Annotated in this window: 15 protein-coding genes and 1 riboswitch; of the genes, 3 read left to right on the top strand and 12 right to left on the bottom strand. The window is 53.4% G+C overall.

Translation table 11 applies throughout. The annotated features are described in order from the left end of the window. Position 1: 1 nt before the first annotated feature. The 12 genes from vgrG to HP555_RS08375 all read right to left on the bottom strand — a co-directional run bounded on the left by vgrG (position 2) and on the right by HP555_RS08375 (position 10,712). On the bottom strand, positions 2-1,753 hold the full coding sequence (gene vgrG / locus HP555_RS08320) for a type VI secretion system tip protein VgrG (RefSeq protein ID WP_199261447.1): 1,752 nt from the start codon (positions 1,751-1,753) through the stop codon (positions 2-4). Position 1,754: 1 nt separating this feature from the next. Continuing rightward, a complete protein-coding gene (locus HP555_RS08325; RefSeq protein WP_199261449.1) occupies positions 1,755-2,426 on the bottom strand; it encodes a CIS tube protein in 672 nt (223 codons plus the stop codon). Further along, the gene (locus HP555_RS08330) at positions 2,426-2,602 is read right to left on the bottom strand and encodes a DUF5908 family protein (protein ID WP_199261451.1); all 177 of its coding nucleotides are present in this window, start codon (positions 2,600-2,602) and stop codon (positions 2,426-2,428) included. The genes HP555_RS08325 and HP555_RS08330 overlap by 1 nt, the downstream gene beginning before the upstream one ends. Before the next feature lie 8 nt (positions 2,603-2,610). After that, positions 2,611-3,063: a phage tail protein gene (locus HP555_RS08335; RefSeq protein WP_199261453.1), complete on the bottom strand. Its 453-nt coding sequence runs from the start codon at positions 3,061-3,063 to the stop codon at positions 2,611-2,613. Positions 3,064-3,086: 23 nt separating this feature from the next. Next, entirely contained in the window at positions 3,087-3,518 is a 432-nt protein-coding gene (locus tag HP555_RS08340; RefSeq protein ID WP_199261455.1) for a phage tail protein, read from the bottom strand. Positions 3,519-3,626: 108 nt separating this feature from the next. Further along, entirely contained in the window at positions 3,627-5,627 is a 2,001-nt protein-coding gene (locus HP555_RS08345; protein WP_233249114.1) for a phage tail sheath C-terminal domain-containing protein, read from the bottom strand. Positions 5,628-5,672: 45 nt separating this feature from the next. Next, on the bottom strand, positions 5,673-7,151 hold the full coding sequence (locus tag HP555_RS08350; protein ID WP_199261457.1) for a phage tail sheath family protein: 1,479 nt from the start codon (positions 7,149-7,151) through the stop codon (positions 5,673-5,675). A 24-nt stretch (positions 7,152-7,175) separates the two neighbouring features. Continuing rightward, positions 7,176-8,387 (bottom strand): hypothetical protein, encoded by a 1,212-nt coding sequence (locus HP555_RS08355; RefSeq protein ID WP_199261459.1) that lies wholly within the window; start codon positions 8,385-8,387, stop codon positions 7,176-7,178. A 29-nt stretch (positions 8,388-8,416) separates the two neighbouring features. Continuing rightward, entirely contained in the window at positions 8,417-9,034 is a 618-nt protein-coding gene (locus tag HP555_RS08360) for a DUF4255 domain-containing protein (protein ID WP_199261461.1), read from the bottom strand. Positions 9,035-9,389: 355 nt separating this feature from the next. Then, positions 9,390-9,785 carry a fluoride efflux transporter CrcB gene (crcB, locus tag HP555_RS08365; protein WP_199261462.1) on the bottom strand — a complete coding sequence of 132 codons (396 nt, stop codon included), beginning with the start codon at positions 9,783-9,785 and terminating at the stop codon, positions 9,390-9,392. A 113-nt stretch (positions 9,786-9,898) separates the two neighbouring features. Further along, complete coding sequence (locus tag HP555_RS08370) at positions 9,899-10,159, bottom strand: hypothetical protein (protein ID WP_199261464.1); 261 nt, start codon at positions 10,157-10,159, stop codon at positions 9,899-9,901. An 85-nt stretch (positions 10,160-10,244) separates the two neighbouring features. Next, entirely contained in the window at positions 10,245-10,712 is a 468-nt protein-coding gene (locus HP555_RS08375; RefSeq protein ID WP_199261466.1) for a hypothetical protein, read from the bottom strand. 296 nt (positions 10,713-11,008) lie between these two features. Then, positions 11,009-11,191: riboswitch (cobalamin riboswitch) on the top strand. A gap of 337 nt (positions 11,192-11,528) precedes the next feature. Between HP555_RS08375 and exbB the strand changes: the two genes are divergently transcribed. From exbB to HP555_RS08390, 3 genes are read left to right on the top strand one after another with little or no spacing between them, the layout of a single operon-like run. Next, on the top strand, positions 11,529-11,960 hold the full coding sequence (gene exbB, locus HP555_RS08380) for a TonB-system energizer ExbB (RefSeq protein ID WP_199261468.1): 432 nt from the start codon (positions 11,529-11,531) through the stop codon (positions 11,958-11,960). Next, positions 11,941-12,324, top strand: a complete 384-nt coding sequence (locus HP555_RS08385; protein WP_199261469.1) for an ExbD/TolR family protein — start codon at positions 11,941-11,943, stop codon at positions 12,322-12,324. The genes exbB and HP555_RS08385 overlap by 20 nt, the downstream gene beginning before the upstream one ends. After that, positions 12,321-13,055: an energy transducer TonB gene (locus HP555_RS08390; RefSeq protein WP_199261471.1), complete on the top strand. Its 735-nt coding sequence runs from the start codon at positions 12,321-12,323 to the stop codon at positions 13,053-13,055. Before HP555_RS08385 ends, HP555_RS08390 begins: the two co-directional genes overlap by 4 nt. Positions 13,056-13,065: the final 10 nt, after the last annotated feature.

A 13,065-nucleotide genomic window follows, 5' to 3' on the forward strand; every position in this document is an offset into this window, starting at 1 on the left:
TCTAATTGATCTGTACCATGGCTCCTTGCACGGTCAGGGTACCGCCTGCCTTTACTTCAGCACTGGCGGTTCCTTCGACACTCAGGGCGCTCTGTGCCTTCATCTCCGCGTTCAGGCCGGCAAGGGCAAGGTCCTGTTGCGCTTTAATCTCAATTTTCCCCTGACTTTCCATGACAATCCCATTGCTGTCCATGACCAGTTTGTTCTGGTGCTCGTCGCTGATGGTGATGGCGTCACTGTCCTCGTCAAGGATGATCGTTTTGCCGCCGGGCGTTTCCACGGTGACAGCCTTTTTTTCATCATCAAACAACAGTCGCATATTTGAACGACTGACGTACCCCTTCTGCGGGTTGCTCTCTTCAGCGGTCAGCGGAGCCGGCAGAGCGCTGCTGTGCAGCATGCCGAGCACCACGGCATACCGTGGATCATCGTTAATAAAGCCGACAATCACCTCATCACCCACCTCGGGCAGAAAAAAGGTACCCCGTTCATGTCCTGCATCCAGGGTGGCCAACCGTGCCCACACCCCCTCTTCCGAGGTACTGATGATCGGCAGCCGTACCTTGATACGGTATTCGCTGCCCGGGTCACTGTCGATTTTGGTCACCACTCCAGCCTGCAGCCCGTGCAGAGAGGCTGTCAGACCGCCTGCCGGCTGCATATTGATCCTGTTTCTGGTGCTGAACCATTCCGGATCCAGGCCAAAGAAGATGTCCGTTGTCCAGTCACCGGCGGCAATGAAGTGCTGCGTGGCACTGACATAGACCTTGCCGTTGAAACGGTCGCCAATACCGGCAAGCTCAATGATCACCCCGGGTCTGACGGTATGAATGCCTTTGCATTTCACCCGTCCGCGAACTTTGGCCAGTTGACGCTTGACCAGGAGCGCACTCCCCCAGGCTTTGAGCTCCGCCTCTTCCATGCCACCGCCATGATCCTGAACGTAGTCGGCAAGCCCGATCACCTCAGCCAGTTGCGAGGGAGTGAGGTTGCCGTTCAGGCTGGTGGCAACAGCTTCTCCCTCTGCAGTCAGCACTGTCTGCTCTGCGGCACTCCATGTTCGGGAGGTGACTTTTTTCAACTGATGCCGGGCATCGATTTCAGCATCAAACTCAAGGATGGTTGCCCCGTATTCCAGCGAGAGAACCGGCGACTGATCAAGTTTCGGTGCCTGTACGGAAAAGGTGCCGTCATCACTCAGACAGACCTTGCCGTTTGCCTCGGCCCTGGTCAGGATGAAGTCCCAGTCAGTGCAGTTGACCTGCACCAGTTCTTTATGGGTCACGGCTGAGGCTTCTGCCGTGGTGCTGAACCCGCTGTATGTGCCACTGATCTGGGCAATGGCGTTACTGTCTGTGATGTCGACAAAGTATCTGCTTTTGCGGCCAACGGTCATCTTCACAGCTGCGTCCCGGCACTCCAGCACCAGTACGCCGTCCCCCTGGCTCCGGATCCGAACGGCATGATTGGTGATGATCCCCTTAAACAGGGAGAGCGAGTCGTTTTGGTACCCGCACTTGATCTCAATCTTTTTGCCGGGGATAAAGAGTTGATCGTTACTGGCTGTAAACACCCCGCCCGATGCATCACCGTCCAGTATGACGATCTTTGCCCAGGCAATACGGTTCACCTCCTTTCTGATCGTGATTGAATCGATTTGCCAGGTGCGGGCCAGCTCGTTGCCCTCAATCAGGATGACAGGGGAGACCGTGGTGGCGGGCTGGTTGGTGGGCAGTACTCTTTCCTGGGCCATATTACTTTGCAATCGGTGGAAAAATGAGTTGCATGCCGGTTGTCAAGTTTCTGAAGCTGTCAAGGCCGTTGGCCTTTGCAACTTCGATATAGTATCTGGAGTCACCGTAGATGCGAAAGGCCATGAGCGGCAGGGTGTCTCCGGCTGTGACGGTACGGACATGGGTGAGGTCCGGCGAGCTCGCATCCTCTTTGGCCACCCGTTTGGTATCGTCAATTGAGCCGATGAACCCGGCCTTGACCAGTGCCCGTAGAGGCAGGCCGTCGGATCGGAACAGTTTATAGGTGATATCCAGATTTTCCAGACAGCAGTCAAACTTGAGCGTACCCCAGTAAATACTGAGAAAACGGGGGCGATGCTTGTCTCCCTTGTACTCAAGGACCAGTTTTTTAAAACGTTCCAGCTCTGATTCAACGCCGTTCTTGTCGTCTTTTGCGCCGTTGATCACGCCGGTGGCATCAAACAGGAGCTCAAAGTCAAGTTTTTGCGGCTCTATTTTGCTGAACTTGGGGAGTTTTCCCGTTGTTCCCGGTGCCTGTTTCTCAGAAAATTTGACAGTGATCTTCTGGGAATAGCTCTCCGGATTGACCAGCACCTCCATCTGATCGTCGGCGCTTTTACGGTCGGCATCGGTATACGAGTAAATTTTCAGTTTGGAGACATTGGGTGTCATCAACGTTCGTTCCGGAGTCGGATAAGTTCCATGACCTGTTCAACACATTCGGCAATCAACTCGTCCTTGTCAGGCATTCCCGACTGAACAGTTTCAGCCGCCGGTCCGCTCTCCTGCTCCTGTTCGTTGCGGGTGACGCTGACCCGGATGTTGAGTTCGCGGATTTCAATGGCCATCGGACAGATCAGGAAAGAGTAAAGTACTGGTACTGGAGTTCAAAGGTCTCAATGGCCAGGGCATTCTGCTCGGCATTGAGGTCGCTATGACTCCACTTTCTCGGCCAGGCATGCTTAACGCTCCAGGTCATGAGCGGTTCATGGTTTTCATTGAGTAGCGAGATCGTCAGGTCAACGGGTCGGATGTCCAGCGACAGGAAGGCATCGTTGCACCATTGTGTCAGCAACTCCGAATCGCTGATCAACCCTCGCTTTAAGACGAGCACCGGGTACTTTGCCCGCACCGGCAGCACGTGCTCATACCGGTTTTCACCACCTTCCTTCTTTGTTTCGGTTTCCAGCTCCATGCTGAGGCCGGAGACCGATTGAAAGCGGCTGTCGATCTCTTCCGTACCGATACCGGTGAACACCACTCGAAAGTGGAAGCCCACCGGTGGGTAGTATTTCCCGCCATCAACCATGATTACTCACAACGTAAAAAGAGTTAGTCGTTCTGAATGACCAACCCTTCATGGGCCAGTTCAATGCTCTCAATGGCCACCTCGTTGGCATCACTCTTGAGGTCAGGTGCCTGGATCTTTACCGGCCAAGCCTGCTTGACCTTGTACGAGACCACTGGTTCATGGTTTTCGTTGAGCAGACTGATGATGAGGTCCCGGCGTTCAATGGTGTTGAGTTTTACCGAGTTGAGCCAGTCGTGATATTCATTGTCACTGGCAAAAATCCCCCGTTTCAGGGTGATATTGCCATACTTGTGCAGGCCGGGCATCTTGATCTTGCTGTACTCCGGACTGCTGCCTTCCCGGTATTCGATGACTTCGTTTTCAATGGTCAGGCCCGTTACTTCAGTAAAACCGATGCGGGTGCCGCCCCACTGTACCTGGAAGTGAAACTTAGGAATCGGATAGGTTGCCATAGTGGATCACTTGTCAGTTAAAGTTGGATGTATCTGCCGGTATCCGTCCAGTGTGGAGGAAACCGACCGGATGAACCTGTGGTTCTCAGACTGCAACTACGTGTTGTGTTATCCTTGACCTGACTGCATCAGGTGGCTGAAGCGCAGGACAATGAACTCCGCCGGCCGGACCACGGCCATCCCGATCTCGACAATCATCCTGCCTTCCAGGATATCAAGAGCGGTCATGGTCTCGTTTAAGCCGACATGCACATAAAAAGCCTCCTCTGGTTTGGCCCCCTGCAGTGCTCCGGCCCGCCACTGCAGGATAAGAAAGTTTTCAATCATGGCGCGAACCTTGACCCAGGTGTTGGCATCATTGGGTTCAAAGACAAAGGGTTCTGTTGCCTTTTTGATGCTCTCCTCAGCCATGATATAAAAACGTCGAACCGGCACATAGCGCCACTCGTTATCGTTACCGGCCAGTGTGCGGGCACCCCAGACAAGAGATCCTCTGCCGGTGAACGCCCGGATGGCATTGATCGATTTGCCGCTGGTGTCCACGTTCATGTTTTCCTGGTCTTTATTGTCCAGGTTGACTGCAGGACCGATGATGGCATTGATGCTGACATTGGCAGGCGCCTTCCATACCCCGCGGCTGCCGTCAACGCTGGCGTAAATACCGGCGACCGTGGCCGAGGGCGGCACGGTGCGCATTTTTTTGATAAGCATGTCGCGAACGCCGTTGAAAAACTCATGGCCTGCAAACAGGGCGTTACCACCTTCCTGTTCAAAGTAGAGGGCAGCATTGCAGAGCCGGTCATAACTGCTGAGTATCTTGGCAGTGTGCGGTGCAAGGGCGGAGATGATCTCCAGTCGGCCAGCACTGTTGTTGGCAAAGGCCGTGGCATCAGCCATGATATCATCCAGGGATGCACCATCCAGCCATTTCGGGGCAAGCGGGCCGTACAGTGTGTTGATTCTGGCAGCGTCCCTGGCTGCTTCGGTATTGGCGATGGTTGCCGGGTTCTTTTCAATGGCAATCAGGCCGACAAGTGCCTCTGTCAGTTCGGTATCCTGTTGCAGAAGGGCGATTTCCCCGGCAAAACCGGAGTCAGTCTGTGCCGATGTCTCGGCCCTGGCAAAGGCCGCTGCAACGCTGGCAAGTGTATTCAGGTAGCCTGTCATGTTGCTCACCAGGGCAGTATTTCTGGTAATGTCTGCCTGGTAGTCGTTCAGACGGGTCTTAAGATAGTTACTGCCGCCTGTTTGCAGCATGAGCTTGTCTGCTTCGGCAACATCAAAACAGGCGTTGGTATCTGCTATGGCCGCTATCGCGGTTGTTGTCAGAGCCTCTTCCTGCGCATTTTTTGCGTAGGGGGTGAGATCAGTGATCTGAGTATCGAGGTCCGCCGTGTCAAAGAGTGCAAGCTGACGAAAACCGACAGCATGGGTGTAACTGGTAACAATCCAGGGATAGTAGGCAGCACCATAGCTGAGATTGTTGATGCCTATGGTATCCCGGAAGTCCTTTATAGGGGTGTTGCTCACATCTTCAGGCAGATACCCTTCCATGATGTCAAGGATGGCAAACCTGTCCTGCAGCTCAGCGCATTGACTGAGCAGCAACTTCTGCAGGTTAGCGAATTGAGCCAGATCCGGTTCGCCGTCACTGTCGAGTAGTCCTGCTGCATCAGGGCAGACCAGCAGGGTCGGCTCATCCACCTTGCGCAGTGTTGCAACTCCCTGTTCCAGCGCATCAAAGGCAACGGCATCGTTAAAACTGCCCACGCTGACGATATAACAGTTTCCGCCGCCATTGTCATAAAACTGTCGGAGACTGTCATAGAGATAGAACCGCTTATCCGGTGTGATTGATTGCAGCGAGTGGTTGGTGGCGGCATCAGCCACAATGGTATAGGTGGCAGGTGTATAGGTATTGCCGAACAGCGCCTGGAATTCCACCAGTGATTTGATACGGACCGGCTGGTTGGTTAAGTTGTTACCGTCCGGATCGCTTGCCCTTTCCGTGTAACCGATAAAGGCTGGAACAGCTGTTTCCACCTGTGCAACGGATGGCGGGAAAAGCGAAATTTCCTGAACATAGACGCCTGGAGTTTTGTAGTTCATAGCCTTGGCACTGGTTGAGGGTTAGTTGTAGGGGGATGTCTTTTATCAGGATACAGCCATCTTGTGGCTGAACCGGAGGATAATAAACTCTGCCGGCCGTACCACTGCCATACCGATCTCAACGATCATGCGTCCTTCAAGGATATCAAGGGCGGTCATGGTTTCGCCAAGACCGACCCGAACGAAAAACGCCTCTTCTGGTTTAGCACCCTGCAGGGCTCCGGCCCGCCACTGCAGAATCAGAAAGTTTTCAATCATTGCCCGCACTTTAATCCAGGTGGTGGCATCGTTGGGCTCAAACACAAAGGGCTCGGTGGCCTTTTTAACGCTCTCTTCCACCATGTTATAAAAGCGACGGACACTGATGTACCGCCATTCGTTGTCGTTACCGGCAAGGGTACGAGCTCCCCAGACCAGCACCCCTTTACCGCTGAACATGCGAACAGCGTTGACTGATTTGCCCGTTGTGGTCACGTTCATATCCTGCTGATCCTGGTCGTCGATCTTGACCATGGGCTCGCTTACGTAGTTCAGTGACACGTTGGCCGGTGCCTTCCACACTCCGCGAGTGCTGTCCACCGCGGCATACACACCGGCAATGGCGGGCGAGGGCGGTGAGATGACCTGAAACTTGGCAATCTCCTTTTTGATCAGAGCATAGATCGCACTCTGGGCATGATAGAGGGAGGTCTGCGCCTCGGTTGCAGCAAGTTCGGTTGTCCCCTCAGGCGGGTACTTGCGCAGGACGGTATTATTTGGAATCTCGGTGGCATCGACATTGGTACCCCGGAGAACAGAAAGAGAGGACTCGTCGATAAAGTAATCCAGGGTGGTACGCAGCCAGGGATAGTAGGCTGCCCCGTAACTGAGATTGTTGATGCCGATCTTAGTGCGAAAAGCACTTGCAACAGTATTGAAATCCGCCTCACCTTTGGCACTTGCGGCAAGATGCAGATCAATGATCACCACCCGGTCCATCAACTCGGCACACTGACCAAGGGCCTTGGTCTGCAGCCCGTAGAACTGATCGGCATCGGTTAAGGAAACCGCATCGGTGAAGACGATCATGGTCGGTTCATCTTCCTTTTTAAGGGAGGCAAGAGCTGTTTCCATCTCTGTGTTGCTCACCAGAGCGCCGCTTGTCTTGTACCTGCCGCAGGAGACAATGTAGCAGGGGCCGCCACCGTTGCCAAAGTAGAGCTGCAGACTGTAGTATAGCCGATACTGCAGGGTGGCAAAGGGATCGGCCAGGGGGCTGTCAAGCTGGAACTGGTTGTCCACCTTTTTGATTTTGATACCGGTGTCTGTCCCGGTTACAAATTTGGCGGGTGTGGCCATACCGAATATCTCCACAAATTCGGCCAACGACTTGATACGTTTGGGTCTGGCCGTGAGAGAAAGTCCTCGGTAGGTGTCTTTTTCCGTGTAGCCGATGAAGGCCGGTATGGCTGTTTCCACCTGAGCCACAGAAGGAGGCAGTTTGGAAATTTCCTCTACATAAACGCCGGGGGTTTTGTATGTCATTGCCATTGTGATCCCTGTCGGTTGTTAGTGGATGTGGATTTCTGAATAAAATTTATTCTCCGTCTCAACAGTCAAAGCCTCTGCCCTGATCATGGTCACTTCCGGATTGGGCAGGTCGTCGACTTGAACACCGTTGCTGTCGGGAACGCTGATGTTGTCGATGAAGCCGAATCGGGTAAGCGGCATGGGGTCGGCAGTCACAGAAGAGGCGTTGAACGATTTGCCGATATATCGCCAGTGTGTGGCCCGGTTTTTGAGCCGAAGTTCGTACACCGGATTAAGCACGTGTCCCTGGGGGTTGAGCATGTTGTACGCTGCGCTGTTGCTGTGCACGGCAAGCTGGAGGATTGCAAAGGGTGTTTCCTGCCCGTGCAGCAGGTAGAAGGACTGCTGGTCCTGATAGCTCTGATCTGCTGATTCAGCGCGCAGTTGATAAAGCCCTTCAGGTAAACCGCGCAGGTCCAGCTGGATGGTGCGGAACTCGCCGGGCAGGACGTCGGTCCTGACGTCGACCGTGGTTCCAGTGGCGGTCTGCACCACGATGTCTGGTTCGAGGTCGGCTGTTGTCACGGTATAGAGCAACCGTTGTCGTACCAGCCGGTACCGGTCATGTGCATTGGCATACGACATCGGCAGGCCGTTACTCTGCTGTTCCGCCAGCCAGTCTGAAGAGGAGGTCGGGGCTGCTGTTGTCTTTACTTTGGCTGTGAACAGCCGGGTAGGCGCGGCCGGGTTATCAATAAGGGTGTCACCCGGCATGTAGGTGCGTCCGGGGCTGAAGGTGCCGGGCAGCGAGCACAGGGATGGGAACAGCTTTCCCGGTGTTGTCGCAAGGTTACTGAACAGGTAGACCTGGCCGGTGTTACCGGTTAAGGGGAGGGCGGTATAGTTGAGCAGGTTGTAATCTTTAATATGGATGTTGAAGGTAAAGATCAGATCATTGTCCAGGCTGTGAAACGGTATGTCCGGCTGTGATGGGTCCATCGCCTTTTCTGTTTTCAGACCAACCAGAAAACCAGTGGCTGTCTGTTTGAAGAGGCACTGGTGCCGGGTAAGATCCTTTTGAGTCTGGACAGAGGGGGTGATCTGGAAAATATCGCTGATATCATACAACAGCATCAGTTCCGCCTGTTCAGCGGCGCTCATGGAGGTGAAGTTCTTCAGGCCGTTATTCAGCAGGTAATGGTGAAGAATCTTCACTTCAAAGAGGATGGTGTAGGTAACGGTTATGGCCATGCTGTTGCTACCTCGGCTGTTGGGCCGGTTTATCGTGCGGCCGAATCATCAATGGTGATCTTTCTGATAACGCCGCGGGTTTCTTTGACAGCGGCTCTCTGCAGGCTCACAAGACGGACCTTGTAGCAGACAAAGGGGTGCTGTTTACCGCCAAGGGTGCTCCACAGGTAGTTTACCTGTTCGAAACTGAGCGAATACAGGTCAAGAATAATATGAAAATCTCCAGGTAACCCGGTGTGAAAATCGTCTGTCAGGCCGGCAAGGATGGGCGCACCGTCCTGTCTGGTAAATATCCTTTTTCCCTGGAAAAAGGATATGGTGTGTGAGAGGTAGATGAGTGCATGCTCATAATTGGACATGCAGACGGAGAACAGAAGGAAAAGGTTCAGATTAACCGGCGGATTGGTGTAGTGGGCTTCGTTGCTGTTAACAACGTAGGTGCCGGGTTCATTTTTCATGGTCGTCTCTTCGGCGAGATTGACCAGGGTAAGAAGGACCTTGTTACTGCTTTTCAGTTCTTCTTCAGTGAGCTGGGAGACGTTTTGCAGGTTGACGGTTGGATGTGCGGTAAGGCCGCCGGGTACTGTCAGGCCGGTGTAGTAGGAGTTCAGGTGCGCTGTTAGAATTTTTAACGCGTGAAAGATCATGGTCCTGTCGTCGTACCCCCAAAGAGTCAAGTGTTTTTCTTGAAATATTGTGGTCAGAGTACTTGTGTCTGGTACGCCGCAACCTGCATGCCGTGGGGAGCAGGGTGTTTTCCGGCGTTAGACAGCCATGTAAAATTCCTCCTGATATGTGTGGCACTGTGTAGTATGCATACAGTCGATAGACATTGATGATTGTGCGCTCAGCATAAACGGTAGCTGTGGAAAATGAAACAGGAAAATATCGGTTTGCAGATTTTTTTCATTACTGCGAAGGTGAATAAGAATATGTATTTGATCGGTATTTTGCTAAACAGGACCGGTAGCGCCGTTGCCTTGTAGCACAGGCGGCACCTTGTCAGCCCTGTTGTGGAACAGCACTAAAGCCAACCCACAGGGCAAGGAGGCAGACAACAACACTGAGCAGGATATACCCTCCGGCCATCAGAAACTCAGCACGACGCAGGAGATAAAAGGTTTCAAGTCCAAAGGCGGAAAAGGTGGTAAACCCACCGGCAATACCGGTGAAGAGGAACAGCCGGGCCTCGGCGGAAAAGAAGTTGTATTTAATAACAAAACCTGCCAGCACGCCAATGACCAGGCAGCCAAGAACATTGACGATAAACGTACCCAGCGGAAAACGCCAGCCCATGGTGTGATGCAGGATCCATCCGGCAAGCAGATGGCGACCTGCTGAACCGAGCGCGCCGCCGGCGGCGACAATGACAAGAGCGTATAGAGTGTGCCTGTTCATCTAAAAATGCAGCAGATGCAGCTGTCGGCATCCGGAAGAGTGAGAATATGAATGTTTGTTGTGTGCACTGAAATCTGGTCGTGCTGCATAGGCAGTTGGCCGGATATATCTGTTTATCGTTTTTTCGTAGTCGGTTGCAAGGTAAAGTCGGCAACAAAATGGTTGTATGCTGCCGGCACCGCTGCATCCGTACTGTAGGTGCAGATGGCATGTTTTCTGATCTCTAAACATCTTCCATCCTCACGCATAAACTGCCGGGGATTTACACGAATCCAATCGTTTAAATTTTCTTCCTTTCCCTGTTCATAAAGTGCCAGCGAGGGTACGTCTGCCCGGCACCCTCCGGCAGTCTCATGGTATCCTTCATCTTCCACAACCCAGTTTTGCGGATATTTGAAGATGAAAGCATACTGTGGATTGCTATAGGTTTTCCAGGTGGCGGTGTTTGTTTGGTCTGTCTTATTTTGTATTGTGAACGTGGCGGCTTGAGATGACCTTGCCGTTTTTGACATCCAGATAAACTTCCTTTTCTCGTGTTGCATCAACGCCCATGGCTCGCGACAGGATCCTACCGCTGCCGAGGCGCAGAGTACCGGAAAACCAGTCCGCCCTCACAGGTGAGACCCACTGTGGATCAATTTCGGTCAGTGGTATGACGCTTCGATGCGGGGTACCGTCGTATAGGGCAACAAGGAACAGCCAATCATCTTCTATTTTCCATGAACCGACGTACCCACGTATACAGGCTGTTGAGGGCGGTCGTGGCACAAAGGTTTTGGTTTTTCCTGCGGGAAAGAGCGCTTCCAGCGGGGTGGTGTACATGTCGTAGGTTGTGTTGTTGTACACCAGCATTTCCGGAAACTGCCTGGTGGCCCAGGCTGTACCTGCCAGTAAACAGACGAGAAGGGTTGTGAGGATTGTTTTCATTTCGCTTGACCACAGGTAAGGGCGATGATGGGAGCAGGTGCTTATGGTCATATGTTTCGTCCACCCGGCACAAGGTCTGTTTGCACGGGCAACTCAGATATATACCCTGACTCTGCCGGAAGATACAACCATACATCACAGGTAAGGAACAGATCAGAAGAGGCCTTTTGCCGTGACGGCTCTCACCACTGGAAGAAAACGCCAGGTCATTGAAAACGCACATATCTTTCCTTCAGTATATGGTATGTGACCCTGCCTGCAAAACAATTTCCTTGACAATCTGTGGTGCATGGGTTCTATCCATTTCAAGTTCAGGTGTTTGTATAAACGTAAGAGGGAACCTCGTGAGAATCGAGGACGGGCCCGCCGCTGTAATCGGGGACGAACGCTGCAGGATGTCACTGGCCCATGGGGCCGGGAAGGCGCAGTCAGTAGGATGAACCGTGAGTCAGAAGACCTGCCTGAATGGATAGAGGAGACGGCTGCGAGGACGGCAGCGTACCCGGTTCATCACTTCTGTGGATAAATAGGGCTATCCCGGATCGAATTTTCGGTCCGGGATTTTTTTTCGCCCGTTTCACAGGCTGTGGTCATTCCGGCTGCTGGTCGGCTTTACCTGACCATCATGTCGGGAGCCCTGCAGAGGATGCTATCGTTTTATCCTTCCGCGACAGTGTTGCACCGGAACAGGCAGTGTTCCCGCTGCTGCCTGCAGGGCCACCTCGCACCATCTCCCGGCTGATGGTCTGTCGGTTATGCGCACTTTTGGCAGGCCGATCTTCTACCCATATCTTTTTTTGATCAGCAAGGATCTCCATGGAACATCTGCAGAGGTTGATAGATTTCGGGGTGCTCGGTTTTCTTGGACTGCTCAGTGTGATTGCAGTTGCCGTGGCGCTCGAGCGCTGGCTCGTCTATCGTTCAACCCGTGTTGAACAGTACCGGGACCGCAGAGAGCTGGAACTGCATCTGACCAGCAAACTCCATATGATTGCCACCATCGGCTCCAATGCCCCCTATATCGGCCTGCTCGGTACAGTGCTCGGCATTATGCTCACCTTTTACGATATCGGCTCGGTGGGATTTGATACCGCCAAGATCATGACCGGTCTGGCCCTGGCCCTGAAAGCAACGGCAATGGGTCTGCTGGTTGCCATTCCGGCGGTGGCCATGTACAACTTTTTACTCCGGCGTTGCAAGGTACTGCTCATGCAATGGGATATCAGTCATGGACGAAAGGGAATTTGATTATCTGAATGTTATTCCGCTGGTTGATGTGATGCTGGTGTTGCTGACCATTGTTCTCACCACTTCAACCTTCATCGCCACCGGCGGTATTAAGGTTGACCTGCCTAAAGCCGAGGCTGTGCAGGATGCGTCTCTTCAGCAGCCTCTGACCATTGCCATTACCAAAGAGGGAACCGTCTGGGTGGAAAACAGTGAAACCCCGTTACCGGAACTGGCAACTGCACTGGCGGAGGTGAGCCGGGACACGCCGATCACGATCCGTGCAGACCGGGATATAGCGCTCCAGCTGTTTGTCGATCTGTATGAGGCTGTCAAACAGCTGGAATTTACCACCTTAAGCCTGCAGACCGAACAGCAGCCATGAATCGACAGGCCGGGGCCACCACTTTTTCCGTACTTTTACATGCAGTGCTTCTGTGGAGTGCGGTCTCTCTGGGGCAGCAAAGCCAGATCATGCGGGTACCGGTGCCTCTTGATTTTTCCATCCTGGCTGCCGGTCCTGTCGAAACCGTTGAACCGGCAGCACCGCCGAAGGTCGAATCAACGCCGCCGACCCCGGCAGTGAAAAAAAAGACGGTTCCCAAACCAGTGGCAAAAAAGAAGCCACAACAGCAGGTAAAGCCCAAAAAAACCATTCAGCCGGTACCGGAAAAGACGCAGGCTGTGGAAATCGTACCGGTTGCAGCGGCAGAAACCACAGAGTCCCGGGAAACACCTTCGACAGCTGAGACAGCAGCACCCGCCGCACCTGCGAATCAGCCGAAAACAACCGAACCGAGAAGAGGTGGCGGCGGTGGCGGTGTTTTCAGTGTCAGTCAGCTCGACGGTCCCCTGGCTGTGCTGGCCAAGGCATCGCCGATCTATCCGCCGGCTGCCAAACGGCGCAATATTCAGGGGTGGATCAAGGTGAGGTTTTTGGTTGACGAGCGCGGCAAGGTCGGGCGCATTGCGGTGCTGAGCGCCGATCCCCAGGGTGTTTTTGAAGAGAGTGTGCTGCGTTGTATCAGCAACTGGCGCTTTAAGCCGGGCACGGTGAAGGGTGTGGCGGTCAAGGCCATGGTGGAACAGACGATCACCTTCAAGCTTGAAGGGTGAAAAGTTTTAT

This window comes from Desulfobulbus oligotrophicus (genome assembly GCF_016446285.1).
In the GTDB taxonomy this organism is placed as follows: domain Bacteria; phylum Desulfobacterota; class Desulfobulbia; order Desulfobulbales; family Desulfobulbaceae; genus Desulfobulbus; species Desulfobulbus oligotrophicus.